Source organism: Bradyrhizobium sp. USDA 376, assembly GCF_054063675.1.
This window is the reverse complement of the sequence record NZ_JBSSGN010000001.1, coordinates 8,033,112-8,060,084: the sequence shown is the minus strand read 5'-3', so window position 1 is coordinate 8,060,084 and position 26,973 is coordinate 8,033,112. Positions and strand designations below refer to the sequence as shown.

At 65.1% G+C, this 26,973-nt stretch carries 18 protein-coding genes and 2 pseudogenes; 11 read left to right on the top strand and 9 right to left on the bottom strand.

Annotated elements, in window-relative coordinates; genetic code table 11:
• Positions 1-5: 5 nt before the first annotated feature.
• The 4 genes and pseudogenes from ACVJ19_RS37920 to ACVJ19_RS37905 form a co-directional block, all read right to left on the bottom strand.
• A complete protein-coding gene (locus ACVJ19_RS37920; RefSeq protein WP_456739499.1) occupies positions 6-704 on the bottom strand; it encodes a molybdate ABC transporter substrate-binding protein in 699 nt (232 codons plus the stop codon).
• Positions 701-2,824, bottom strand: a pseudogene (locus ACVJ19_RS37915) (molybdopterin cofactor-binding domain-containing protein). Before ACVJ19_RS37915 ends, ACVJ19_RS37920 begins: the two are co-directional and overlap by 4 nt.
• Positions 2,821-3,291 carry a (2Fe-2S)-binding protein gene (locus ACVJ19_RS37910; RefSeq protein WP_453954141.1) on the bottom strand — a complete coding sequence of 157 codons (471 nt, stop codon included), beginning with the start codon at positions 3,289-3,291 and terminating at the stop codon, positions 2,821-2,823. The pseudogene ACVJ19_RS37915 and the gene ACVJ19_RS37910 overlap by 4 nt, the downstream one beginning before the upstream one ends.
• A gap of 13 nt (positions 3,292-3,304) precedes the next feature.
• Positions 3,305-4,279 (bottom strand): Bug family tripartite tricarboxylate transporter substrate binding protein, encoded by a 975-nt coding sequence (locus ACVJ19_RS37905; protein ID WP_453954140.1) that lies wholly within the window; start codon positions 4,277-4,279, stop codon positions 3,305-3,307.
• Positions 4,280-4,513: 234 nt separating this feature from the next.
• On the opposite strand from ACVJ19_RS37905, the pseudogene ACVJ19_RS37900 reads away from it, so the two are divergent.
• Both ACVJ19_RS37900 and ACVJ19_RS37895 read left to right on the top strand, forming a co-directional pair.
• Positions 4,514-6,584, top strand: a pseudogene (locus tag ACVJ19_RS37900) (molybdopterin oxidoreductase family protein).
• Between the two features lie 129 nt (positions 6,585-6,713).
• Entirely contained in the window at positions 6,714-7,496 is a 783-nt protein-coding gene (locus tag ACVJ19_RS37895) for an enoyl-CoA hydratase/isomerase family protein (protein ID WP_453954139.1), read from the top strand.
• A 156-nt stretch (positions 7,497-7,652) separates the two neighbouring features.
• Here the strand turns inward: ACVJ19_RS37895 and ACVJ19_RS37890 are convergent, their stop codons facing one another.
• The 3 genes from ACVJ19_RS37890 to ACVJ19_RS37880 form a co-directional block, all read right to left on the bottom strand.
• Positions 7,653-8,081, bottom strand: coding sequence for a GlcG/HbpS family heme-binding protein (locus tag ACVJ19_RS37890; RefSeq protein WP_453954138.1), 429 nt, complete (start codon positions 8,079-8,081; stop codon positions 7,653-7,655).
• On the bottom strand, positions 8,074-11,049 hold the full coding sequence (locus ACVJ19_RS37885; protein WP_453954137.1) for an FAD-binding and (Fe-S)-binding domain-containing protein: 2,976 nt from the start codon (positions 11,047-11,049) through the stop codon (positions 8,074-8,076). The genes ACVJ19_RS37890 and ACVJ19_RS37885 overlap by 8 nt, the downstream gene beginning before the upstream one ends.
• Before the next feature lie 103 nt (positions 11,050-11,152).
• Complete coding sequence (locus ACVJ19_RS37880; protein ID WP_453954136.1) at positions 11,153-11,890, bottom strand: GntR family transcriptional regulator; 738 nt, start codon at positions 11,888-11,890, stop codon at positions 11,153-11,155.
• Between the two features lie 133 nt (positions 11,891-12,023).
• Here ACVJ19_RS37880 and ACVJ19_RS37875 point away from each other — a divergent pair, with 133 nt between their 5' ends.
• The 4 genes from ACVJ19_RS37875 (at position 12,024) to ACVJ19_RS37860 (ending at position 16,700) form a co-directional block, all read left to right on the top strand.
• Positions 12,024-13,226 carry a pyridoxal-phosphate-dependent aminotransferase family protein gene (locus ACVJ19_RS37875; RefSeq protein ID WP_453954135.1) on the top strand — a complete coding sequence of 401 codons (1,203 nt, stop codon included), beginning with the start codon at positions 12,024-12,026 and terminating at the stop codon, positions 13,224-13,226.
• A gap of 52 nt (positions 13,227-13,278) precedes the next feature.
• Positions 13,279-14,562 (top strand): MFS transporter, encoded by a 1,284-nt coding sequence (locus ACVJ19_RS37870; RefSeq protein WP_453954134.1) that lies wholly within the window; start codon positions 13,279-13,281, stop codon positions 14,560-14,562.
• A 116-nt stretch (positions 14,563-14,678) separates the two neighbouring features.
• On the top strand, positions 14,679-15,878 hold the full coding sequence (locus tag ACVJ19_RS37865) for a pyridoxal-phosphate-dependent aminotransferase family protein (protein ID WP_453954133.1): 1,200 nt from the start codon (positions 14,679-14,681) through the stop codon (positions 15,876-15,878).
• A gap of 24 nt (positions 15,879-15,902) precedes the next feature.
• The gene (locus ACVJ19_RS37860) at positions 15,903-16,700 is read left to right on the top strand and encodes an enoyl-CoA hydratase/isomerase family protein (RefSeq protein ID WP_453954132.1); all 798 of its coding nucleotides are present in this window, start codon (positions 15,903-15,905) and stop codon (positions 16,698-16,700) included.
• 156 nt (positions 16,701-16,856) lie between these two features.
• Here ACVJ19_RS37860 and ACVJ19_RS37855 read toward each other — a convergent pair whose 3' ends face one another.
• The gene (locus tag ACVJ19_RS37855; protein WP_453954131.1) at positions 16,857-17,087 is read right to left on the bottom strand and encodes a hypothetical protein; all 231 of its coding nucleotides are present in this window, start codon (positions 17,085-17,087) and stop codon (positions 16,857-16,859) included.
• 228 nt (positions 17,088-17,315) lie between these two features.
• Between ACVJ19_RS37855 and ACVJ19_RS37850 the strand changes: the two genes are divergently transcribed.
• From ACVJ19_RS37850 to ACVJ19_RS37830, 5 genes are all read left to right on the top strand, one after another.
• Positions 17,316-21,224, top strand: coding sequence for a beta strand repeat-containing protein (locus ACVJ19_RS37850; RefSeq protein WP_453954130.1), 3,909 nt, complete (start codon positions 17,316-17,318; stop codon positions 21,222-21,224).
• A gap of 206 nt (positions 21,225-21,430) precedes the next feature.
• A complete protein-coding gene (locus ACVJ19_RS37845) occupies positions 21,431-22,405 on the top strand; it encodes a Bug family tripartite tricarboxylate transporter substrate binding protein (RefSeq protein WP_453954129.1) in 975 nt (324 codons plus the stop codon).
• Positions 22,406-22,593: 188 nt separating this feature from the next.
• Positions 22,594-23,136: a tripartite tricarboxylate transporter TctB family protein gene (locus ACVJ19_RS37840; RefSeq protein WP_453954128.1), complete on the top strand. Its 543-nt coding sequence runs from the start codon at positions 22,594-22,596 to the stop codon at positions 23,134-23,136.
• A gap of 12 nt (positions 23,137-23,148) precedes the next feature.
• Positions 23,149-24,666, top strand: a complete 1,518-nt coding sequence (locus tag ACVJ19_RS37835) for a tripartite tricarboxylate transporter permease (RefSeq protein ID WP_453954127.1) — start codon at positions 23,149-23,151, stop codon at positions 24,664-24,666.
• Between the two features lie 171 nt (positions 24,667-24,837).
• A complete protein-coding gene (locus ACVJ19_RS37830) occupies positions 24,838-25,710 on the top strand; it encodes an outer membrane protein (RefSeq protein WP_453954126.1) in 873 nt (290 codons plus the stop codon).
• Positions 25,711-25,770: 60 nt separating this feature from the next.
• Here ACVJ19_RS37830 and ACVJ19_RS37825 read toward each other — a convergent pair whose 3' ends face one another.
• A complete protein-coding gene (locus ACVJ19_RS37825) occupies positions 25,771-26,964 on the bottom strand; it encodes a CaiB/BaiF CoA transferase family protein (RefSeq protein WP_453954125.1) in 1,194 nt (397 codons plus the stop codon).
• Between the last annotated feature and the right edge of the window lie 9 nt (positions 26,965-26,973).

The following is a 26,973-nucleotide window of genomic DNA, read 5'->3' as shown; positions in this document are numbered from 1 at the left end:
CGCATCTAGCCGGCAAAGCCCACGCGCTGGCGCAGCTCCCTGTGATCTGCGCCGGTCAGCAACGCGACCAGCGCGGCTGCCTCCTTTGGATGCGCGGCCCGCGTAGTCACGCCGGCCGTGTACATCGTCACCAGCTCGCATCCCGGCGGCAATGATCCCGACAGTGCGATGCCGTCGGTGGCAATGATCTCGGTGGCCTGGGTGCATCCGATCGGTCGCGCTGCGGTGGAGGTCGCAAGCTCTCGCATCGCGGTCGCGCCGTTTGGAAATATCTTGAGGCGCGAGGCGACCTCATAGGCGATGCCGAGCCGATCCAGCACTCTTGCCACGTGTTGTCCCGCCGTGGACGCCTTGATGTCAGGGACGTAGATCGCGTCCGCGGAACGCAGCACCTCGCGCAAATCGGCTTCGGTCTTCGCCGTCACCTTGGGATCACGGTTGCGGACCGCCAGTGCGGTCTCCACCCGGCCCACATCCGCGATCGAGGAGGGGACAACGAGCTTCTGTTCGGCGAGCTTTGCGAGCAGGGCCTGCGTCAGGATGACGAGATCGGCCGGCGTTCCCGCGCGCAACTTGTCGGCCATGATACCGACGGCGCCGAACTCACCGTCGATGCCAAAGCCGGTCTGCGCCTTGAAGGCATCGGTAAGGCCGCGCACCAGGCCTTGCGCGGCGCCGCCGCTCAAAATGGTCACTGTCGTCACGATGCAAGCTCCATGGCTGCAATGATCCTGTCGCGCGTGATCGGCAGATCGCGCACGCGCACGCCGAGGCAATCGAACACGGCGTTCGCGATCGCCGCCGTCACCGGACCGTGCGCGGCTTCGCCGGCCCCGACCGGCTCGATCTCCGGCCGCTGGATGATCTCGACATCGACCGCCGGCACCTCGCTGAACGTCAGGATCGGATAGTCCGTCCACGAAGTCGAGGTGATACGCGTGCGGTCGAAGCGGACGCGCTCTTTCAAGACCCAGCTCGTCGCCTGGATCGCGCCGCCCTCGATCTGGTTGATCACGCCATCAGGATTGATGGCCTCGCCGACATCGACCGCTAGCGTCAGCCGTTTCACGCGGATGTCGTCGGCGCCTTCGATCTCGGCAATCGCGGCGCAATAGGCACCTGTGTTCTTGTAGCGCGCAAAGCCGACGCCGTGACCGATACCGGCCTGCTTCTGCGGTTTCCATTGCGCGCGTCGCGCTGCAGCGCGGATGACGTCGCGCGCACGCTCGTCCCGCAGATGGCGCAGGCGAAATGCGATGGGGTCTTCGCCGCGCAAGGCGGCGATCTCGTCGAGCAGGGACTCGATGGCGAAGACATTGCCTTGTCCGCCCAGCGTCCGCAGCGCCGAAGTGCGCACCGGCATCGTCAGCAGCCGGTGGCTCGTGATCGTCCAGGCCGGGAGGTCATAGAGTGGAACAGAGTTGCGATCGCTACCGCCGCCATTGGCGGCGGGCGGATTGGTCGAGATCATGCGCGGGTAGGGGTTTGCGATCTCGGTTGCGCCGAGCAACGCCGGCTGCGCCGCGCGTCCCGGCCGCGCCGCGTGGCCGTTGCTCCAGATCGCATGGCGCCAGCCGACGATCTCATTGTCTGCGTCGAGCTCGGCCTCGATCTCGATGGCCATTGCGGCGCCAAACGGTGCATGGGACATCTCGTCGTGGCGCGACCACTGCACCCGGACCGGTCGGCCGCCGGCCGCTTTCGCCAGCAACACGGCATCAAGCGCGACGTCGTCGGCGGCATTGTGCCCGTAGCAGCCGGCTCCCTCCATGTGCTCGACGACGATGTTCTCGGCCGGCAGCTTGAGCACAATGGCGAGATCGGCGCGCAGCAAATAGACGCCCTGGCTGTGCGTCCAGACGTGGACACGATCACCCTCCCATCGCGCCATGGCGCAGGAGGGCGCGATCGAGGCATGGGCGATGTAGGGACGGGTCTATTGCCTGCGGAGGGTACGGGCGTGCTCGCGCGTCGGCGCCGTCCTGGTGTCGATGACAGTGGTCTCGACCGGCTGGCTCTTCAGGAAGCCTCCCAGATCATCCTCGTCGGGTAGCGGCTCTCCGGCCGACCATGTTGCGCCCTTGCGCAAGGCTTTCAGCGCCACTTCCGCCGCTGCCTCCCCGTCGGCAACCACGCCGGCAAAGCCGCCGTCGCGGGCGATCGCGACGAGGCCCGGGACGGCGCGTGCGGCTGTTTCATCCAAAGCGATCAGCTTGGCGCCCGAGATGTCCGGCCGCAGCACGCGTCCGTGCAGCAGTCCGGGCAACGCCTGATCATGAATGAAGCGAGCTTGAGCGAACACTTTGTCGGGAATGTCCACGCGCTGCACGGAATGTCCGGCGATGGCGCGCCTGGCGGCGCTCTTCGCCGCCGCGCATGGGGTGGCATCGTGGTCGAGCGAGACGTCGCCCGCAAGCTCCCAATAGCTGGTCCTGACATTGCCGGGACCCGAGATCGTGCCGTCATCGACACCGAGCAACGCCTCATCGACGCCCAGACGCTCGGACGCCGCAAACAGGAAGCGCTGGCGCACCTCGGCACAGGCGTGGCGCAGCGCGCGGCCGGATTGCTGGATCGAAAGGCTGCCTGACGTAACGCCTTCGTTTGGGCTGGCTGCCGTCGAGGCGCGGATCATCTCGACCTTGGAGATATCGACGTCGAGCTCGTCCGCAGCGATCTGCGCCAGCGCGGTGACAATGCCTTGGCCGATCTCGACCTTGCCGGGCGAGATCGCCACGCGGCCGTCGTCGGTAAACCGCACCCAGGACGATAGTTTTGGATTGGCGGCCAGGCTGACCGGCAGCTTTGGGGCAGGGGACGTCATGGAGTCGCCATCTCCGAGACCGCGCGCAACACCGCACGCACCATGCGGTTATGCGATCCGCAGCGGCAAAGGTTACGATCGAGCGCCGCTCTCACCTCAGCCTCCGTCGGCGACGGATTGCGCTTCAGCAATGCCGCCGCGGTGATCAGGATTCCTGAGGCGCAATAGCCGCACTGCATCGCCTGTTCCGCGATGAAGGCGCGTTGCAGCGGATGCGGCTGCGCCGCCGTGCCAAGGCCCTCCAGCGTGACGACGTCCTTGTCCGCGACCGACCACATCGGCATGTCGCAGGAGGTCATCGCGCGATCATCGACCATGACATGACAGACGCCGCATTCGCCGGCTCCGCAGCCGAAATGCGCACCAGTGACACCGAGCCGGCTGCGCAGCACATCGAGCAGCGTCTGATCCGGATCGACGTCCACGGCGATCGCAGCGCCGTTGAGCCGGAATTGAACGGTGGGCATGGGCAGTGCGGCCTCAGGACTTGTCGAACTTCTTGACGACATCGGCCCATTTCTCGATGTCGCCGCGCAGGAATCTTTCGAATTCCTGCGGCGTCATCGACATGGGTATGGCGCCCTGCTCAGTCCAGAGCTTGATGATGTCCGGACGCTTCACCATTGCGTTTACAGCGGCATTGAGCTTGTCGATGACGGGTTTGGGTGTGCCCGCGGGCGCCATCAGGCCGAGCCAGATCGTGGCCTCATAGCCGGGAACGCCGGCTTCGATCGCGGTCGGCACGTTCGGCAGCACCGCGGAGCGCTGCTTGCCCGTGGTGGCGAGCGGGCGAACCTGGTTTTCGGCAATGTTCGGCGCCATCGCCGGCACCGCGTCTATCATCATCTGCACCTGTCCGCCGATCACGCCGCTGCGGGCTTCGCCGCTGTTGCGGTAGGGGACATGGACGACGTCGATGCCGGCCATGGCTTTGAACAGCTCACCGGCCATGTGATACGGCGTGCCCTGACCGGAGGAGGCGTAATTCAACTTTCCGGGCTGCGATTTGGCCAGCGCGATGAACTCGGCAAGCGTCTTCACTGGGACTTGCGGGTTCACCACGATGACGAGATCGGAATAGTTCACCGGCGCGATCGGCGCGAGGTCGCGCATCAGTTCGTATTTGCGCTTGTCCGGCGTCAGCAGCGATTCATTCGCGGTCTGGGTGTTGGACATCATCAGCAGCGTGTAGCCGTCGGCCGGCGACTTCGCTGCCTCGACCGTGCCGATGACGCCTCCGGCACCGGTGCGGTTCTCGATCACGAAGGGCTGGCCAAAGCTCTCCTGGAATACGTTGCCGATCAGCCGGGCCGCGACATCGGCCGGCCCGCCCGCCCCGAAGGGGACGACGATGCGGACCGCGTGCGTGGGATAGTCCTGCGCCAGTGAGGGGGGCGCGGCGAATGCGGCGAGCAGGCCGGCGGCCAGCGCCAGCATGAAGCTTCGGGCTGTCATGCCCACCTCCCTGATGTCGTTCTTGTTGGCCGGCACTGTAGCGGCAGGAAATGCGGACTGTCGACGCCTCACAAAGCTGATCCGGCCGGGAATATCCGGGGGGATTCGGTGTGATTGGGCCGCATTTCGCGGTTGCGGCAGGAACCGCCGGCGCGCGCGGTTTGAGCAAATCGCATGGGCGTTGCCGGATAAATGCCCTCGGCTGACAGGTATTTTGGTGTTACGAACCGGGACATGAACCAGCACGCCAAGATCGAAATCCGCCATTCGACCTGTCCGCATGATTGCCCCTCGGCCTGTGCCCTCGATGTCGAGGTGCTCGAAGGCCGCAGCATCGGCCGCGTGCGTGGTTCGAAAAAGCAGACCTATACGGCCGGCGTCGTCTGCGCCAAGGTCGCCCGCTACGCCGAGCGCATCCATCACCCCGAACGGCTGATGTATCCGATGCGCCGCACCGGACCGAAGGGCTCCGGCCAATTCGCGCGGATCTCTTGGGACGAGGCGCTGGACGAGATCGGGCACCGCTTCAACCAGGTCGAGCGCGAGTTCGGCGCGTTACTATGCCGGCACGATGGGGCTGGTGATGCGCGACGGTCTCAACCGCCTCACGCATGTGAAGAAATATTCGCGTTTCTACCAGACCATCTGCGCCAATGTCGGGCGCATCGGCTTTGCGATCGGCACCGGCAAGATCGCCGGCGTCGATCCGCGCGAGATGGCGCTCTCCGACCTCGTCGTGATCTGGGGCACCAATCCCGTCAACACCCAGGTCAACGTGATGACCCACGCCTCGCGTGCGCGCAAGGAGCGCGGCGCGAAGATCGCGGCGGTCGATATCTACGACAACGAGACGATGAAGCAGGCTGACATCAAGATCATCCTGCGCCCTGGCACCGACGGCGCCTTCGCCTGCGGCGTCATGCATGTCCTGTTCCGCGACGGCTATGCCGACCGCGCCTACATGGACAAATACACGGACTGCCCCGCCGAGCTCGAGGCGCATCTGAAGACGCGCACACCGGAATGGGCTTCTGCAATCTGCGGCGTACCGGTGGCGGAGATCGAGGCGTTCGCCAAGGCGGTCGGCGAGACCAAGCGGACCTTCTTTCGTTATGGCTACGGCTTTACACGCAGCCGCAATGGCGCCGTGCAGATGCACGCGGCGAATTGCATTCCCGCCGTGACCGGTGCCTGGCAATATGAAGGCGGCGGCGCCTTCTTCAACAATTACGCGCTGTGGCATTTCAACGAATCCATCATCGAGGGCCACGATGCCATCGACCACAGCATTCGCGCGCTCGACCAGTCCAAGATCGGCCGCATCCTGACCGGCGACGCCGAGGCGCTGCGCGGCAAGGGGCCGGTCAAGGCGATGCTGATCCAGAACACCAACCCGATGACGGTGGCGCCGGAGCAGGCGCTGGTCCGGCAGGGCTTTGCGCGCGAGGATCTGTTCGTGGCGGTGCACGAGCAGTTCATGACCGAGACGGCGCAAATGGCCGACATCGTGCTGCCGGCGACCATGTTCATGGAGCACGACGACCTCTATTACGGCGGCGGGCACCAGCACATCTCGGTCGGGCCGAAGCTGATCGACCCGCCCGGCGAATGCCGCTCCAACCATGAGGTTCTGCAGGCGCTGGCGCCGCGGCTTGGCGCCAAGCACCGGGGCTTCGAGATGACGCCGCGCGAACTGATCGACGCGACGCTGAAGCTGAGCAACCACGGCGACATCGGTGCTCTCGAAGCGGATGTCTGGCGCGACCTGCAGCCGGATTTCCGCACCTCGCATTTCCTCGACGGCTTTGCCCATGCCGACAAGAAATTCCACTTTAGGGCGGATTGGGCGCACCCGCCGTTCGGCGTGACGATGGGCGATTTCGACAAGATGCCGGGATTGCCGGACCATTGGGCGGTGATCGAGCACGCCGACCAGGCCCATCCGTTCCGGCTCGCCACCAGCCCCTCGCGCAGCTTCCTCAACACCACCTTCAACGAGACGCCGTCCTCGCAGGCGCGCGAGGGCAAAGCGAGCGTGATGATCCATCCGCTCGATGCGGCCGCGCTCGACATCGCCGACGGCGATGCGGTGACGCTGGGCAACAGCCGCGGCGAGACCACGCTGGTCGCGACGCTGTTCGAGGGCGTGCGGCGCGGTGTGCTGATTGCGGAGTCGGTTCACCCGAACAAGAACCATATCGGCGGCCGCGGCATCAACATGCTGACGGGCGCGGACACGATCGCGCCGATCGGCGGGGCCGCCTTCCACGACAACAAGGTCTGGATCAGGAAAGCGGTCGCCTGAGCGCGCACGGCGATCGCCGCGCAATTTGTGTCGAGGCGCTAAAGCGGCGCCGAGCCGCAGTTTGCGCTTGCACCTCTCGTCCAAGCTGCCGCAAATGGCGGCAAACGGGAGCAAGGAAGCGAGCGTGCCATGACCGACACCACAGCCGTCATCACCGAAAAGCGCGGGCAGGCGTTCTGGATCACCATCAACCGGCCGGAGAAGCGCAACGCGCTGAACGGTGACGTGATCGCCGGCATCAGCAAAGGCTATCGCGACGCGCATGAGGACAAGGACGTCCGCGTCATCGTGCTGACGGGCGCGGGCGACAAGGCGTTCTGCGCGGGCGCGGACTTGCAGAATTCCGGCGCGGCTTTCGCGATGGATCATTCCAAGCCGAACGTCGACTATGCCGATCTGCTGCGCTTGTCGCAGAACGCGACCAAGCCCGCGATTGCGCGCCTCAGTGGCGTCTGCATGGCCGGCGGCATGGGCCTGCTCTGCATGACCGACATGGCGGTTGCTGCGGATCACGTCATCTTCGGCCTGCCCGAGGTGAAGGTCGGCGTATTCCCGATGCAGGTGCTGAGCCTTTTACAGAGGATCGCGCCGCCGCGCCTCGTCAACGAATGGGCGCTGACGGGCGAACCGTTCGATGCGAAGGCCGCGCAAGCTGCGGGCTTGCTTAACTACGTCGTGCCCACCGCCGAGCTCGATGCCAAGGTCGATTGGCTGATCGGACGCATCGTCGACAAATCCCCGACCGCGATCCGCCGCGGCAAATACGCCATGCGCGCCATCGCCGCGATGTCGTTCGACGAGAGCATCGCCTACACCGAGAGCCAGATCGCGCTGCTGGCGATGACCGAGGATGCCAAGGAAGGGCTGAAGGCGTTCAGCGAGAAGCGAAAGCCGGTCTGGACGGGGAGGTAGAGAGGAAGTTCGTAGGGTGGGTTAGCCCTGCAGATGCGCGAAGCGCATCTGCCCGGCGTAACCCACCACTGTTTGTTTCCGTCGAGGCAGAAGCGGTGGGTTACGCCCTGCGGGCCGCGCTTTGCGCGCCCACAGTGCTAACCCACCCTACGGCACCTACCCCGCGTTGGGCTTCAGCCCCGCGGCCTGGATGCCGGCGACGGCGCAGGCCTCGTCATTGTCGGAGGTGTCGCCGGAGACGCCGACGGCGCCGAGCAGGGTTGCGCCGTCCATGATCAGCACGCCACCGGGGACCGGCACCAGCGCGCCCTTGGCAATGGTGTTCACGGCGTCGATGAAAAAGGCCTGCTCCTGCGCGCGCTGGAACAGGGCGCGCGAGCCCATGCCCATCGCGAGCGCGCCGTAAGCCTTGCCGTGCGCGATCTCGCCGCGCATCAGGCTGGTGCCGTCCTGCGCGGCGGCGAGCTTCAGCACGCCGCGCGCGTCCAGGATGGTGACGACGAGGGGCTTGAGCTTCAGCTCGCCGGCCTTCGCGAAGGCGGCGTCGAGGATCTTGCGGGCGACGTCGAGGGTCAATTCAGCCATGGCTTGGTTCCTTTGTAGCGGGAGTGGCGTTTGAAGGGGTGGTGCGATCGAGGCTCATGGCCAGCACGCGCGCGACGTGAAGCGCCTCGCGCTGCGTGCCGTCGTGGATCTGGTGGCGGCAGGAGGTGCCGTCGGCGACGACCAACGTATGTGGATCCGCGCGCCGCACGGCAGGCAGCAGCGACAGCTCGGCCATCTCGATCGAGGCATCATAGGTGTCCGCGCCATAGCCGAAGGCGCCGGCCATGCCGCAGCAACTGGACTCGATGGTCTCGACCTTGAGCCCGGGGACGAGGCGCAGCACCTGCTCGACCGGCTTGAAGGCGCCGAAGGATTTTTGATGGCAGTGGCCGTGCACCACGGCCTTGTCGGCGACGTTGCCGAGCGGCAGTTGCAGCCTTCCGGCCTCAGCCTCGCGCACCAGAAACTCCTCGAAGGTCAGCGCATGGGCGCCGACGGCCTTGGCGTCGTTGTCCTTGCGCAGCGAGGCGAGCTCGTCGCGCAGCGTCAGGAGGCAGCTCGGCTCCAGGCCGACGATCGGCACGCCGCGCGCGGCGAATGGCGCGAAGGCCGAGACCAGCCGGTCGAGCTCGGCCCTCGCTTCGTCGACGAGACCAGCCGAGAGGAACGTGCGGCCGCAGCACAGCGGTCGGTTACCGCTCGCAGGCTTCGGCAGATGCACGCGATAACCGCCGGTCGCGAGCACGCGGAGCGCGGCGTCGAGGTTTTCGCGTTCATAAATCCGATTGAAGGTGTCGGCGAACAGCACGACCTCGCGGCCATCCACAGGTCCAACAACCTCAGCAGGCGGCACGAACACATCGGCGCGGAAGGCGGGGAGCGCCCGGCGCGCGCTGATGCCGGCAAAGCGCTCGAACAGTTTTCGCAGCAGCGGACTGTGGTTGCGCAAGTTTGCGAGCAGCGCGAAGCGGGACGCAAGGCCGGCATAGCGCGGGAGATAGCCGACGAGGCGGTCGCGCAGCGTCAGGCCGTGGGTGGCTGCGCGTGCCGCCAGCACCTCGATCTTCATCTTGGCCATGTCCACGCCGGTCGGGCATTCGTGGCGGCAGGCCTTGCAGGAGACGCAGAGTTTCAAGGTCTCCATCATCTCGTCGGAGGCGAGCGCATCGGGGCCGAGCTGGCCGGAGATCGCAAGGCGCAGCGTGTTGGCACGGCCTCGCGTAACGTCCTTCTCGTTGCGCGTCGCGCGATAGGACGGGCACATCACGCCGCCCTCGAGCTTGCGGCAGGCGCCGTTGTTGTTGCACATCTCGACCGCGCCCTGGAAGCCGCCGCCGGCGCCGGGATAAGCCGACCAGTCGAGCTTCGTCTTCATCTCGCCAACGCGATAGTCCGGCTTGAAGCGGAATAGCGAGCGGTCGTCCATTCTGGGCGCATCGACGATCTTGCCGGGATTGAGCACGCCCTCGGGGTCGAAGCGCCGCTTCACTTCCGTGAAGTCGGCGACAAGGCGTTCGCCGAACATGGTCTCGTGGAATTCGGAGCGCACCAGGCCGTCGCCATGCTCGCCGGAATGCGAGCCCTTGTATTCGCGCACCAGCGCGAAGGCCTCTTCGGCGATGGCGCGCATCGCCTTGACGTCCTTCTCCAGCTTCAGGTTCAATACCGGGCGCACATGCAGGCAGCCCTCGGAGGCATGCGCGTACATCGTGCCGCTGGTGCCGTGCTTGGCAAACACCTCGTTCAGCCGCGCGGTGTAGTCGGCAAGGTGCGGCAGCGGCACGGCGCAGTCCTCGACGAAAGAGACGGGCTTGCCCTCCTGCTTCATCGACATCATGACGTTGAGGCCGGCGGCGCGGAAATCGGCGATGCCGCTCTGCAGCGCAGGCTCGGTGATTTCCACCACGCCGCCCCATTTGCGCGTGTCGTTATTCCAGCCGAAGCCGAGATCGCCCATCAGCTCTGTGAGCTGCTTCAGCCGTATCAGATTGTCGGCCTGATCTTCTTCAGCGAACTCGACCACCAGCACGGCGTCCGGATCACCCTTGATGGCCGCGGAGATGATCGGCCTGAACATCGCGATGTCGCGGCCGAGCGCGATCATGGTGCGGTCGACCAGCTCGACCGCGATCGGCTTGAGCTTGACCAGATGCTGGGCCGCGTCCATCGCCTCGTAGAAACTGCCGAAATGGCAGACGCCGAGCGCCTTGTTGCGGATCACCGGCCACAGCTTCAGCTCGACCTTGGTGGTGAAGGCGAGGGTGCCTTCCGAGCCCACGAGCAGATGCGCCATGTTGTTCGGCGCATTGCGCGGCACCAGCGCATCGAGATTGTAGCCGCCGACCCGGCGCTGCACCTTGGGAAAGCGCGCCGCGATCTCGTCGGCCTCGCGCGTGCCGAGATCGAGCATGTCGCGGAACAGCGCGCGGGTGCTGTCGGGTGCCTCGACGTCGGAGAGATCGCGCGACACCTCGCCGAAGCGGCTCAGCGTGCCGTCGGCGAGCGATGCCTCCATCGACAGCGTGTTGTCGCGCATGGTGCCGTAGCGCAGGCTGCGGCCGCCGCAGGAATTGTTGCCGGCCATGCCGCCGATGGTGGCGCGGGAGGCGGTGGATACGTCGACCGGAAACCACAGGCCGTGCTTTCTAAGCTGGCGGTTGAGGTCGTCGAGCACGATGCCGGGCTCGACCACGCAGGTGCGGCCTTCGACATCGAGCGACAGGATCCGGTTGAGATGCTTGGAGAGATCGACCACGAGGCCGTCATTGACGGTCTGGCCGCATTGCGAGGTGCCGCCGCCACGCGGGGTGACCTTCACGCCCTCGTCCCGGGCGATCGCCAGCGACAGCAGGGCCTCGCCCATGGTCTTCGGGACCACCACGCCCGCCGGCATGATCTGGTAGAACGAGGCGTCGGTGGCGTAGCGGCCGCGGCTGAAGCCGTCGAACAGGACGTCGCCGGTCAATTCCGACCGCAGGCGCCGTTCGAGCGAGGAGGCGTTTGTCATCCCTGATCCCGGACTGCCTCAGCGAGGCTCAGCCTTGCTGAGTTATTCATTATGGTTCCAGACCGATTATATTATGAATGCAAAATGGGCAAGCCGAGCACCCTCAGGCCGAGGCCGGCGCGTCCTCTTGGGGCTCGGTCAGGTGCTCGATCGCCGCCGTCCGCTTGTTGCGCAGGTGCTGGAACAGGATGTCGCTGAGCTCGCTGCCGGCGCGGCGGCGCAGCGCATCGAGGATGGCCTCATGCTCGCGCATCGCTTCCGCCCAGCGCTGCCGCTTGCGGGCGAAATTGGCGGAGTAGCGGACGCGGCGAATGCGGCCGGCGAAGTTGGCGTAGGCCGTCTTCAGCGTCTCGTTGCGCGCGGCCGCGACGATGCTCTCGTGGATGCGCTGGTTGGTCTGGAAATAGCCGTGCATGTCGCGGTGCAGATAGTGGCCATACATCTCGTAGTGCAGCTGCTCGATCGCAGTGATCTCCGCGTCTGTAATGGCTTCGCAGGCGAGCCGCCCGGCCAGGCTTTCCAGCCCCGCCATCACATCGAACAGCTCCTCCAGGTCGCGCTGGCCGAGCTGGCGGACGCGTGCGCCGCGATTGGGCAGTAGCTCGATCAGCCCCTCGGCGGCGAGCACCTTCAGCGCCTCGCGCAGCGGTGTGCGGGAGATGCCGAGCATCTCGCAGAGCTGCCGCTCGGGAACGCGCGCGCCCTCCGCGATGTTGCCTTCGACCACGTAGTCGCGCAGCCGCAGCAGGATCTCGCCGTGAAGCGAGGCCTCCTGGCGGTCGCCGCCGTTGCCGGCGGGCGGGGTGATCGGAACCCCGGTGTCGGGAATCGTGGATTTCATTTGCAGCACAATAGTTTGCCCGTTTGGTCGCGTCGACGTCCACAATCGAATACCAAATTTCGATTGAAAGGACAAAAAATGAATGCAAAATAGCCGGCAGAGCCGGCCATAACCCGCCGACAGGGAGGTTTTCATGCATCAGGGACGCCATTTCCTTCAGATTCCGGGCCCGAGCCCGGTCCCCGAGCGCGTCCTGCGCGCCATGGACATGCCTGTGATCGATCACCGCAGTGCGGAGTTCGGCGAGCTCGGCCGCACCGTGCTCGAAGGCAGCCAGAAGATCTTCCAGACCAAGGGGCCGGTCATCATCTTCCCCTCGTCGGGGACCGGTGCCTGGGAAGCCGCGATCGTCAACACGCTGTCGCCGGGCGACAAGGTGCTGATGGTCGAGACCGGCCATTTCGCCACGCTGTGGCGGCAGATGGCGGGCCGCTTCGGCATCGATGTCGATTTCGTGCCCGGCGACTGGCGCCGCGGCGCCGATCCGGCGGTGATCGAGGCGAAGCTCACCGAGGACAAGGCGCGCACGATCAAGGCCGTCATGGTCGTGCACAACGAGACCTCGACCGGCGCGACCAGCCGCATCGCCGAGATCCGCGCCGCGATCGACCGCACGGGCCATGCTGCGCTGCTGATGGTCGACACCATCTCCTCGCTCGGCTCGGTCGATTACCGCCATGACGAGTGGAAGGTCGACGTCAGCGTCAGCTGCTCGCAGAAGGGTTTTATGCTGCCGCCCGGTCTCGGCTTCAATGCGATCTCGGAGAAGGCGCTGGCTGCGTCCAAGACCAACAAGATGCCGCGCTCCTATTTCGATTGGGAGGAGATGCTCAAGCCCAACGCAAAAGGCTTCTTCCCGTACACGCCGGCGACAAACCTGCTCTACGGACTGCGCGAGGCGATCGCGATGCTGCTGGAGGAGGGGCTCGCCAACGTCTTCGCGAGGCATCAGCGGCTTGCCGCCGCAACCCGCGCCGCCGTCAATCATTGGGGCCTCGAAGTGCTCTGCCAGGAGCCTTCAGAGTTCTCGCCGGTGCTGACGGCCGTGCTGATGCCGCCGGGACATGATGCCGATCAGTTCCGGAAAGTCGTGCTCGACAATTACAACATGTCGCTCGGCTCCGGGCTGTCGAAGGTCGCCGGAAAGGTCTTCCGCATCGGCCATCTCGGCGAATGCAATGCGCTCACCTTGCTCGGCGCGCTCACGGGGGTCGAGATGGGCCTCTCGGTTGCGGGCGTGCCCCACCGCTCCGGCGGCGTCGATGTCGCGATGAAGCTCTTGGAGCAGCGTCCGCAGGGCAATTCCTCGCCGCATCTGAAAGTGGTCGGCACGTAAATGGCGCCGGCACGCGGACGACAATCATAAAAAGCAGATCGGGAGGGGTGAGATGGGGGTTCGGTTCAAGGCCACGCATGTCGTGCTGGCGATGCTCTGCGCGATGTATTTCATCACCTATGTCGACCGGGTGAACATCGGCACGGCCGCGAGCGAGATCCAGAAGGAGCTGGGCCTGTCGAACACCCAGCTCGGCCTGGTCTTCTCCGCCTTCGCCTATCCTTACCTGCTCTTCCAGGTCATCGGCGGCTGGGTCGGCGATCATTTCGGGCCGCGCAAGACGCTGTTCTGGTGCGGCATGATCTGGGCGGCCGCCACCATCATGACCGGTTTCGTCAACGGTCTTGCTGCGCTGTTCGTCGCGCGCTTCGCGCTCGGCTTCGGCGAGGGCGCGACGTTCCCCACTGCAACACGCGCGATGCAATATTGGACGCCGGCGAACCGCCGCGGCTTTGCGCAAGGCCTCACCCATTCCTTCGCCCGGCTCGGCAATGCCGTGACGCCGCCGGTGGTGGCGCTGCTGATCCTGTGGCTGACCTGGCGCGGCGCGTTCGTCGTGCTTGGCTTCGTCAGCCTGATCTGGGGCGTGATCTGGGTCTGGTACTTCCGCAACGAGCCGAAGGAGCATGCTTCCATCACCGAGGCCGAGCTTGCAGCACTGCCGCCGCGCCCGACCGGCGAACGGCCGCGTGTGCCGTGGGGTCCGTTGCTCGGCCGGATGTGGCCGGTGACGCTGACCTATTTCTGCTACGGCTGGTGCCTGTGGCTCTACCTCAACTGGCTGCCGCTGTTCTTCAAGAACAACTACAATCTCGACATCAAGAATTCGGCGCTGTTCGCCTCCGGCGTCTTCTTCGCCGGCGTGGTCGGCGACAGCGTCGGCGGCGTGCTGTCGGACAAAATCCTCGATCGCACCGGCAATGTCCGCCTGGCGCGGCTCAGCGTCACCGTAACAGGATTTACGGGGGCGCTGCTCTCGTTGCTGCCGATCCTGTTCGTCCACGACATCACCGTGGTGGCGCTGTGCCTGTCGGCCGGCTTCTTCTGTGCCGAACTGGTGATCGGCCCGATGTGGTCGATCCCGATGGACATCGCCCCGAAATATTCGGGCACCGCCTCGGGAATCATGAACACCGGCTCGGCCTTCGCCGCGATCGTCTCGCCGCTGGTCGCGGGCTTCGTGATCGATGCGACCGGCAACTGGTATCTGCCGTTCCTGATGTCGATGGGTCTGCTGCTGCTCGGCGGCTTTTCCGCCTTCCTGATGCACCCGGAGCGGCCGTTCGCAGAGGTCGAAGGCAGGGGGCCGGCCGGAAAGATGGTGGCCGCGGAATAGGGGCGGCCGAGGCCCGCCGCTTATGCATGGGAGGCGTCTTCAGGGGAGGGGACAAGCCGGTCAAATGGTGCTATTCGGCGGCCATCAAAACCAAGGCTAGACCGGGAAGGACGCCTATGACCGTGCATACTGGAAGGCATTTCTTACAGATTCCAGGACCGACCAACGTGCCCGACCGCGTGCTGCGGGCCATGGACATGCCGACGCTGGACCATCGCGGTCCGGAGTTCGCCGAGCTCGGTTTCGCGGTCCTCGCCTCGATGCAGCGCGTGTTCCGCACCAAGCAGCCCGTGATCATCTTCCCCTCGTCCGGCACCGGCGCCTGGGAAGCGGCGATGGTCAACGTGTTCTCGCCCGGCGACAAGGTTTTGATGTGCGAGACCGGCCAGTTCGCCGTGCTCTGGCGCGGCATCGCCGACAAGTTCAAGCTCGACGTCGACTTCATCCCGAGCGACTGGCGCCATGGCGCCGACCTCGCCGAGATCGAGCAGCGTCTTGCCGCCGACAAGCAGCACACCATCAAGGCGGTCTGTGTCGTCCACAACGAGACCTCGACCGGCTGCGTGACGCCGCCGCTGGAGGTGCGCAAGCTGCTCGATCGCGTCAAGCACCCGGCGCTCTTGATGGTCGACACCATCTCCGGCCTCGGCTCGATGGAATACGAGCACGACGCCTGGGGCATCGACGTCTCGGTCGCGGGCTCGCAGAAGGGCCTGATGCTGCCGCCGGGCCTCGGCTTCAACGCCGTCTCGGAGAAGGCGCTCGCGGTTGCCAAGGCCAATCCGGGCATGCGCTCCTATTGGGATTGGCAGGAGGTCATCAGCTTCAACAAGCTCGGCACCTTCCCCTATACGCCGGCGACCAATCTGCTCTACGGCCTGCGCGAGGCGGTGAAGATGCTGGAGGAGGAAGGGCTGGAGAACGTCTGGTCCCGCCACAAGCGCCACAGCGCGGCGACGCGTGCCGCGGCCAAGGTCTGGGGCCTGGAGACGCAGTGCATCGATCCTGCCGCGCATTCACCGGCGCTGACCGGCGTGCGCGTGCCTGAGGGCCACGATGCCGATGCCTTCCGCAAGGTGGTGCTGGAAAACTTCGACATGTCGCTCGGCACCGGCCTGAACAAGGTCAAGGGCAAGGTGTTTCGCATCGGCCATATCGGCCATTTCAACGATCTGATGCTGATGGGCACGCTCGCCGGCGTCGAGATGGGCCTGGATCTTGCAAAGATCCCGCACCGGAGCGGCGGCGTGCTGGCGGCCATGGACGTCCTGAAGGGACGCGATGTGGTGCCGATGACCAAGGCTCAGGTGGCCTGAACCAACTTGGAAGGTGATAGCGCGATGAACGCACCGACGACGACCAACGACGACCTGCTCTACTCCGTCACGGACGGCATCGCGCGGATCACCTTCAACCGTCCCCAGGCGCGCAACGCCATGACCTTCGCCATGTATGACCGCATGGCGGAGATCTGCCAGGAGATCAACGCCGACCGTTCGATCAAGGCGCTGATCCTGACCGGCGCCGGCGACAAGGCCTTCGCCTCCGGCACCGATATCTCGCAGTTCCGTGCTTTCAAGACCGCGCAGGACGCGCTCGATTACGAGGCGCGGATCGACCGCGTGCTCGGCACGCTGGAGCAGTGCCGCGTGCCCGTGATCGCGGCGATCGCGGGCGCCTGCACCGGCGGCGGCGCCGGCATTGCGGCCTGCTGCGATCTGCGCATCGGCACCGAGACGACGCGGATGGGCTTTCCGATCGCGCGCACGCTCGGCAACTGCCTGTCGATGTCGAACATCAGCCGCGTCGTCGCGCTGGTGGGGCCTGCCCGTACCAAGGATCTGATCTTCAAGGCGCGCCTGGTCGAGGCGCCGGAAGCCCTCGCACTCGGCCTGCTCAACGAGGTCGTGCCCGACGTCGAGACGCTGCAGCGCCGCGCCGACGAGACCGCAAGGCTCGTCGCCAGCCACGCGCCGCTCACGCTGGAGGCGACCAAGGAAGCGGTGCGCCGCATCCGCCGCACGCTGTCGCGCGAGGAAGGCGAGGACCTGATCCTCAAGGCCTATATGAGCGAGGATTTCCGCGAGGGCATGGACGCCTTCCTCAACAAGCGGACGCCGGTCTGGAAGGGCAGGTAGGCGCCCCCACGGCTTTTTGCGCCGTATACGCGGCGTGCAGAGCCAAAGCGATTGATGAAATCAATCGTCAGTCGACCGTGTAAATCCAATTGTCACAGACGTCTCAGGCGGTTCCGTCATTCGGAACCGCGATTGTGGACGCTCGCGCCCACGCGTCTACGTTGACGGCGTGCTGAGCCCGGGCATAGGATCGTAGAGGTTGCATTCCACCGTCTCGCTTTCCGAGGCGATGGTCCGGCCGGACTGATTGAGGCCCAATCGATTGAGCGACGTTAATTGTGTGAAGCGTTCCGGCGGACCGTGCTGCAACCGGACGTCATTGAACTGAAATCCAACTGTAGAAGTAGCGACGTAGTTTCCACGACGCGAGCCGCGCCAGAATTTCATTGCTGCTGACCATCCCGACGCCAGGCACGACCTCGCGAACAAGCCAAAGCTCCTGAACCAAGACCCTCAAGCCAAGACCCTTAAGCCAAGACCCTTAAGCCAAGACCCTTACGCCAAGGCCTTTGAGTCAAAAGCCGTTGAGTCTCGTCTGATTTCTCAGACCGATTAGTCACGTCGCCGCTTCCTCATGCGGCGGCGCCTTCATGGCAACGCAGGCAGGGATTTTCCATGACCAACCACACGCCGATTTTCACCTCGTCGTCCGCGACGGGCAGCTTCACCGAATTCGCCAACCTCAATGATTCAACCACGCTGCATACGCTGTCGGGGACGATGAGCTTCAAGGACAGCGACAAGACCGACACCCATACGACCACCGCGACGCTGCATTCCGCGGTGGTGTCGGGCGGCACGGTCATCCCTGCCGCCTCGCTCGCGCAATTCCAGACCGCGATGCAATCGCAGATCCTGAGCGATGCAAACGGCTCCGGCCAGCTGAAATGGACCTTCAGCGACGAGGACGAGGATTTCGACTTCCTCGCCAAGAACCAGACGCTGGTCCTGACCTATGACGTCAAGGTCGCCGACAATCACGGCGGCTTCGCGATCCAGACCGTCAAGATCACGATCACCGGAACCGACGACAAGCCCGTCATTAACATGACGACGGCGGCGACCGTCACCGAGCAGGCGAACCAGACGCTTTCGCTCTCGCCCGACACGGTTCACGTCGCGCTCAACTTCACCGACGACGACCTCGCCAACACCGGGCACACCGCGACGGTGACCGGCGTGTCCGCGTCCGGCGCCACGGCCGGCCTGCTGCCGGGGCCGTTCGGCGATGCCGAACTGATGTCGTTCTTCCGCGTCGACAACGTCATCAAGACCTCCGGCTCCTCGACCGGCACCATCAACACCACCTTCTCGGCGCCCGATCTCGCCTTCGACTATCTTTCGGCCGGCCAGCATCTCGACATCACCTACACCGTCCAGCTCGACGACCACGCCGGCGGGATATCGACCCAGACCGTCACGGTGACCGTGGTCGGCACCAACGACAAGCCGCTGTTCCTGTCGTGCCCGGAATCGGCCGCCCTCGTCGAGGACCAGAATGTCGATCCGAGCGGCAATCTCACCGCACATGACAGCCTGCTCTTCACCGACATCGATCTCGCCGACGCGCATTCCGTCTCGACGACGGTCACGGCGACCCGTTCGGGCGGCGGTTCGATACCTCTGACGAATGCGCAGCTGCTGGCCGCGTTCGGCACCTCGCTGCAGGATTCGACCGGTCATCTGTTCGGCGAGGTCGACTGGAATTTCGCGCTGGCCAATTCCTCGACCAACTTCCTCAATGGCGGCGAGACGCTCAAGCTCGTCTATCACGTCGCGGTGGACGACGGTCATGGCGGCTCCACCACCCAGGACGTCACCATCACCATCCTCGGCGTCAATCAGCCCGTCGTCATCACGAGCGGTCCGGAATCCTCAACCGTCGTCGAGCAGGATGCCACCACGGGCTCTTCCGCGCCGGATACGACGCCGACAATTCCGGCGGGCACGCTCGCCTTCACCGACCAGGACACCAGCGACGCCCACACCGTGACGGTGACGCTGGATTCGACTTCCGGACCGACACCGCCGGCGGCGACGCAGGCCGATCTCGCCGCGGCGCTGACGACCGTGCTGCACGATTCCACGGGAACGGGCTCGGGAAGCATCGACTGGAATTTTGCGATTGCCGACAAGGATCTCGACTACCTCGCGGCCAACGAGACGCTGACGGTGAATTACAACATCAAGGTCGCCGACGGCTCGACCAGCTCCACGCAGAGCGTCTCCGTCGTGATCACCGGCGCCAACGACGCGCCGGTGATCACGAGCGGACCGCAAGCCGCGTCGCTGGCGGAGCAGCCGGGCGTCACGGGATCGCAATCGCCTGACACCACGAGCCCGGTGCCGACGGGAACGTTGAGCTTCGACGACGTCGATCTGTCGGATACGCATTCGATCAGCGTGGTGCTGAATTCGGCGGTATGGTCGGCCAACACTTTTGCCGTGCCGGGCCAGACGATCGTGGACCTCCAGTCGGCGCTCTCCACGGTGCTGCATGATTCCACGGGAACCGGCACCGGCAGCATCGACTGGACCTTCAGCATCGCCGATGCCGATCTCGATTTCCTCAGTTTCGGCGAGACGCTGACGGTGCAGTATGACGTCAACGTCTGGGACGGTTTCACCAATTCGACGCAGACCGTGACCGTCACCATCGACGGTGCGGCCGACCCGCTGGTGCTGACACCGCTGACTATCGCGGCGTCTGACGCCGCGGGCCCGGATGCCGGCACGGCAATCGCAACCGGCGCCATTTTCGACGTGACCCAACCGGTCGACCTGAGCACGCCGCGGACGATCATCGAGGTCAACGGCAGCGCCGCCAATGTCGGCAACACCGTGGCCGGCACTTATGGCACGCTGGTGCTCAACGCGGACGGCTCCTACGGCTATGTCGCCAATGCAGCGGTCGACGCGCTGCTCGCCGGCGACACCGTCACCGACCAGTTCACGTTCACGGTCGATGACGGCCAGGGCCATCAGGCCTCGACCACGCTCAACTTCAATATCGCCGGCGCCAACGACAATCCGCTGGTCTCAGCCGCCAATGTCAGCGGATCGGTCACCGAGGACGCCGGCCCGCCGGTGATCCTCAACGGCGATTTCGAGACCGGCAATCTCGCCGGCTGGTCGGTCAGCGGCGGTGGCCACATCCACGTCGCACAGCTCGAGCTCGGCGGCAGCTTCGGTCACTATTCGGTCGAGCTTCTGCCGACGAGCGGACCGGAAACGCTGTCGCAGAGCGTCGCGACCGCGCCCGGCCAGCACTATTTCGTCAGCTTCGACATCATCGGCGATCCCGAGGGCGTCAACACGCCGTTCTCGGTGTCATGGGATGGCGCAACGATCCTGGCGCTCGCCAACGTACCGGCCGGCGTCAACCACTATTCCTTCGACCTGATCGGTGATCCCTCGCTGTCGTCGACGCTGCTGCAGTTCTCCTATGAGGACGATGCCACCGGCATGATCCTCGATTCCGTCAATGTCAGTCCGGCGACGGGACCCGCGACCGAATCCACGACGGGCTCGCTGTCGTTCTCCGACGCCGAGACGGGAGATACGCATAGCGCGAGCTTCCTGGCGAACGGCAGCGGTTATGTCGGCACCTTCACCCTCGATCCGGTCAGCGAGGCCGGCGGCACCGGATCCGTCGCCTGGCACTTCACGGTCGACAACGCCGATATCCAGTTCCTGGCGCAGGGGCAGACGCTGACCCAGGACTATGTGGTGACGATCACCGACAACAATGGCGGGTCGACCACGCAGGACGTCACCGTCACCATCAACGGCACCAACGATGCGCCGACCGCGGTGAGCGAGACCGTCATCACCGATGTCGGCGCGAGCGCGACGGTCCAGATTCCGGGCTGGGCCCTTGCCATGAACGACACCGACCCCGACACCATCGACCACCTTTCGCTCGGCACCATCACCGCAAGCTCCGGCGGCAGTGCCGTCCAGTTCGGGGATGCCTTCTTCAGCGACGACGCGACGCTCGGGGGCTCGTTCAGCTACACGACCTCCGACGGAACGACGACCTCGTCCAACACTGCAACCGCGACCGTCATCAACAACGCGGCCGGCGCGACTGCGCTTGCGGGCACCGGCGGTGACGACATCCTGATCGCCACCAACGGGGCCGAGACCATGAGCGGAGGCGGCGGCAACGACGTCCTGATCGCGACGGCCAGCGGCAATGCCATGACCGGCGGCGGCGGCAATGACACCTTCGCCTTCCTGCAGCCCTCCGGTCCGAGTGCGATCGGCGACTTCAACAACACCACCGAGCACGATCGCATCGCCGTCTCCGCGAGCGGTTTCGGCGGCGGGCTGACGCCGGGGATGGACGTCACGTTCGAGACGTCCGGTGACAATGTATTCTCGGGCCTCTCGCAATTCCATTTCGACACCGGCAACCAGACGCTCTACTACAGCGCCGACGGGACCCAAGGCGCGGCGATCGCATTGGCCACCGTCCAGAACGGCGTGCTGCTCAGCCAGCACGACATACTGGTCGTGTAGGCCGCAGCTACTGCGCTGAAACCTGAGGCGCGGGCCCTGAAGGGGGCCCGCGTCGTTTGCGGCGCGCCGATCTCATTCCAAAGTCATACGGGGGATGCCACGGGACGGCTTGAACTCGGTCGGATTCGTCAGCACAATGGCGCTGAATTCATCTCTGAATTTCCAATCCGAACAAGAACATAGGGAAGACGCACGTGGGACATGGAATGAAGGCGGCAATCGCGCTGGCGGCCGCGCTTTGCGGCACGCCCGCCTTTGCCGGCTGGGAGCCGACCAAACCCGTCGAGATCGTCGTGGCGGCAGGTGCCGGCGGTGCCTCCGATCAGATGGCCCGGATGATGCAGGCCGCGATCCAGAAGAACAATCTGATGAAGCAGCCCATGGTGGTCTCGCTCAAGGGCGGCGCCTCGGGTGCGGAAGCGCTGATGTACATGAAGTCCAGCGAGGGCGACCCGAACAAGGTGCTGATCGCCTATTCGCTGATCTACATGTTGCCGCTGTCGGCGAAGATCCCGTTCAACTGGCGCGAATTGACCCCGGTCTCGGTGATCGCGCTCGACCAGTTCGTGCTGTGGGACAACAGTGCAGGTCCCAAGACGGTGAAGGAGTTCGTCGCGGCGGCGAAAGCCGCGAGCTCGCCCTTCAAGATGGGCGGCACCGGCTCCAAGCGTGAGGACCACGTGCTGACCGTCTTCCTCGAGCAGAAGACCGGCGCGAAGTTCTCCTATCTGCCCTACAAGTCCGGCGGCGAGGCCGCGACCCAGCTCGTCGGCAACCACACCGAATCCAACGTCAACAACCCCTCCGAAAATCTCGAGGTCTGGCGCGCCGGCCAGGTGCGTCCGCTCTGCGTGTTCGACAAGGAGCGCATCTCCTACACCAGCAAGGTCACGGACACCCAGTCCTGGGCCGACATTCCGACCTGCAAGGAGGAGGGCGTCGACGTCCAGTATCTGATGCTGCGTGCGATGTTCCTGCCCGGCAAGGTCACAGCCGAGCAGCAGGCGTTCTACGTCGATCTGTTCCACAAGGTGACGCAGACCGCCGAATACAAGGACTACATGGAGAAGCAGGCGCTGAAGCCGATCTTCCTCACCGGCAAGGACATGGTGCAATTCCTCGAGGAGGACGATGCCGTCAACAAGGCATTGATGACGGAAGCCGGATTCGTCGCGAAGTGATCGTCGCTTCTCCCTTTCCCCGTTCTTACGGGGGCGCGACGAGCTTCGCTCGCGCTGGGAGGGCTGGGGTGAGGGGCTCTCTCCGCGAGTCCGACACTCACCGTCCCCGTGGAGACTCCCCCTCACCCCAACCCTCTCCCCGCAAGCGGGGAGAGGGGGAATTGAACGCACTCCGTCCCTGACAGAGCATGTCCCAAACCGATCTTGAAATCGTCGTCGACGATCCGACCGCTCCTGAAGACGACTCGCCCTCCGTCGTCTCCTCCGGCACGATCGAGATCATCGTCTGTCTCCTTCTCCTCGCGCTCGCCGTCACGCTCGGCTACGACAATTGGCGCACCGGTGCGTCCTGGGATGCGACCGGGCCCGAGCCCGGCTATTTTCCGTTCTATCTTTCCATCATCCTCGGCGGCGGCAGCCTCTACGGCCTGATCGTGGCGCTGGTCGCCCACCGCAAGGCAGCAGAGACCTTCGTCACCCGCGCCCAGGCGCGCCGCGTGATGGCGGTGTTCGTGCCGACGCTGCTGTTCTGCCTCGTCATGCAGTTCCTCGGCCTCTATGTCGCGAGCTTCCTCTTGATCGCAGGTTTCATGCGCCTCGTCGGCAAGATCGCGCTGTGGAAGTCGCTGCTCACCGCTCTCGTGTTCACGGCGATCATGTTCGTCACCTTCGACATCGCCTTCGACGTCATCATGCCGAAAGGGCCGCTCGAAGCGGCCTTCGGCCGTTAAAGCGGGCGAACCATGGAAGCTCTCGGTCTCCTGCTTCACGGCTTCGCCGTCCTGCTCACCTGGAAGACGCTGGTCCTGATGATGGTCGGGCTGGTGCTCGGCATCTTCGTCGGCGTGCTGCCCGGGCTCGGCGGCCCCAACGGCGTCGCCATCCTGCTGCCGCTCACCTTCACGATGGACCCGACCTCGGCGATCGTGATGCTGTCCTGCATCTACTGGGGCGCGCTGTTCGGTGGCGCCATCACCTCGATCCTGTTCAACATCCCGGGCGAGGCCTGGTCGGTCGCAACCACCTTCGACGGGTATCCGATGGCCCAGCAGGGCAGGGCGGCCGAGGCGCTGACCGCGGCGTTCACGTCCTCCTTCGTCGGCTCGCTGGTCGCGGTGCTCCTGATCACCTTCCTCGCGCCGATGATCTCGTCCTTTGCGCTGAAATTCGGCCCGCCCGAGTTCTTCGCGGTCTATCTCTTGACCTTCTGCTCCTTTGTCGGGCTCGGGCGCGAAGCCAAGCACAAGACTGTCATCTCGATGTCGCTGGGGCTGCTGCTCGCCGGCGTCGGCATGGACACGGTGTCGGGCAATCTGCGCATGACCTTCGGCTCGGCCGACCTGCTTCGCGGCATCAACTTCCTGGTCGCCGTCATCGGCCTGTTCGGCATCAGCGAGATCCTGCTGACGATGGAGGAGCGCCTCGCGCTGCGCGGACATGCGGCGAGCATCTCGCTGCGCGTCGTGCTCGGGGTCTGGAAGGACTTGCCGAAATACTGGGTGACGCTGCTGCGCTCCTCCTTCATCGGCTGCTGGCTCGGCATCACGCCGGGCGGTGCGATCGCGGCCTCCTTCATGGGCTACAACCTGGCCAAGCGCTTCGCCAAGGAGCCCGAGAGCTTCGGCAAGGGCCGCATCGAGGGTGTGTTCGCGCCTGAGACGGCGGCGCATGCCTCCGGCACCTCGGCGCTGCTGCCGATGCTTGCGCTCGGCATTCCCGGCTCGGGCACTGCCGCGATCCTGCTTGGCGGCCTCATGGTATGGGGGCTCAATCCAGGCCCGCTGCTGTTCGTCGAGCACAAGGACTTCGTCTGGGGCCTGATCGCCTCGATGTATCTCGGCAATGTGGTCGGCCTCGTGCTGGTGCTGACGACGGTGCCGGTCTTCGCCTCGATCCTGCGCGTACCGTTCGCGGCGGTGGCGCCGATGATCGTGGTGTCCTGCGCGATCGGCGCCTATGCGATCCAGAACGCGATGTTCGACATCTGGCTGATGCTGGGCTTTGGCGTCGTCGGCTACGTCTTCAAGAAGATCGGCATTCCGCTGGCGCCGTTCACGCTGGCGCTCGTGCTCGGCAACCGCGCCGAGGATGCCTTCCGACTGTCGATGATCGGCTCCGGCGGGAACCTCAAGGTGTTCTGGTCGAACGGCCTGGTCGGCTCCATCACGACGCTGGCGATCGTGCTGCTGTTCTGGCCTGTCATCGACGGGGTGCTGGGCCGCGTCGGACTGACGCAGCGGACCAGGGCGACATCGCGTTAGCGCCGTAGAACAACATCGTTCCAGATCAATGGCTTAGATGAGGCGGTGGCGTTCCGGTAACGGCACCGCCTCAGCTCGATCGTTTCCAAATGTTGCCGCTGCGCGACAGCTTCGGTTCCGCTCAAAGGTTATGGTTCCAGCCAGATTTTAAGTTTTGCCGGAGGGGATGTTATGAAGCGATTTGTGATCGGGCTGGCGGCAATGTCGCTGTTCGCGACGGGGGCCATGGCGGCCGATCTGGGCGCGAGACCGTACGTAAAGGCTCCGCCCGTGGTTGACCCAGGCTGGGGCTGGACGGGCTTCTATGCCGGTTTGAACGCTGGATATAGCTGGGGCAGGGCCAACACGACCATTGCGCCGATCGCGCTTCCGCTCCCGGCCGTGCAATTCGGTTCGTCCCATCAAAACGTGGACGGTTGGCTGGCCGGCGGTCAGATCGGCTACAACTGGCAAGTCGATCCCAAGTGGGTCGTCGGACTTGAGGGAGACATCCAGGCGACCGGTGAGCGCTCGTCGCGGACCGTGACGACGACGAGCGCGCGCTACGGTTCGAACATCATTGGCATTCCGGGCGGCAACGACTTCAATTCCATTGCGTCGTTGACCGCAAATCTCTCCTACGACCTGCAGTGGTTTGCAACGTTCCGGGGGCGCGTCGGCGTCCTGTCGGATCCGCAAACCCTTTGGTATGCAACCGGCGGTCTCGCGGTCGGCGAGTTCAAGTACTCGTCGGCCACCGCGCTTGGAATCCAGGTATTCGGACCAGGCCTCGGCGGCGTGACTCCCGTCGGCGCGTTCAATCTCCCGATCGGTCCTGGGGTCAGCAGCAGCGATACCCGGGTTGGCTGGACGGTGGGCGCCGGTGTTGAACGCAAGTTCACCCGGAACTGGTCGGCCAAGCTCGAATACCTCTACATGGATTTCGGCTCCAAGACCTACTTTGTCGGGACCGCCAATCAGGCCGACGTCAGCTTCCACGATCATGTGCTGCGCGCCGGCTTCAACTATGCGTTCAATCCGACGCCGGTCGTCGCGAAATACTGAGCGGCATAGAGCCGCCATGCATCAATGCCCGGCGTCTTGCCGGGCATTGTCGTTTGGAGCCTAGACCACCTTGGCCTCTCGAAGTTCGGCGATCTCGTCCGCACCGAAGCCGAACTCCTCCAGAACCTCTTCGGTCTGCTCGCCGAATTCCGGCGGTCGCGCCACCATCTTGCTCGGCGTGCGCGACAGCGACACGGGCTGGCCGACCAGGCGGATCTCCCGGCCCTCGTCGTTCGGCACGTCCTGGGCGATGCCGAGATGCTTGACCTGCGCGTCCTCGAACATCTGGTCGATGGCGTAGATCGGCCCGCAGGGCACGCCGGCCTCGTTGAACTCGCGGACCCAGGTCTCGGTCGATTTCGTCACGGTGCGCTTTTCGATCTCGGCGTTGAGCGCGTTGCGGTTCCTGGAGCGGTCAGGGGCCGTCGCATAGTCGGGATGACTGTAGAGCTCCGGCGCGCCGATTGCCTGCGCACAGCGCTCCCAGATCCGCCCGCCGGTCGTGGCGATGTTGATGTACCCGTCCGAGGTCTTGAACACGCCGGTCGGGATGCTGGTCGGATGGTTGTTGCCGGCCTGCTTGGCGACCTCCTTCTCCATCAGCCAGCGGGCCGCCTGGAAGTCGAGCATGAATATCTGGGCCTGCAGCAGCGAGGTCTGCACCCACTGGCCCTTGCCCGAGACCTCGCGCTCGAGCAGCGCGGTGAGGATGCCCATGGCGCAGAACAAGCCCGCGGTGAGGTCGGCGACGGGAATGCCGACCCGCATCGGGCCTTCACCCGGCGCGCCGGTGATCGACATCAGCCCGCCCATGCCCTGCGCGATCTGATCGAAGCCCGGCCGCTTGTGATAGGGGCCGTCCTGGCCGAAGCCGGAGATGCTGCCATAGACGATGCGCGGATTGATCGCGGCGAGGCTCTCGTAATCGATGCCGAGCTTCTTCTTCACGTCGGGACGGAAATTCTCGACCACGACGTCGGCCTTGGCGGCGAGGCGCTTGAACACGGCGAGCCCGCGCTCGTCCTTCAGGTTCAGCGTCATGGCCCGCTTGTTGCGATGCAAATTCTGGAAGTCGGAACCCCGGCGCGGCCCGCCCGGCTGCTCGCCGCCGGCATCCTCGGTCAGTGCGTCGATCTTGATGACGTTGGCGCCCCAGTCCGCGAGCTGACGCACGCAGGTGGGCCCGGACCGGACTCGCGTCAGATCGAGCACGGTGAAGCGCGACAGGGCTTCCGAGGCATGCGGAAAAGGCATCTTGAAAGG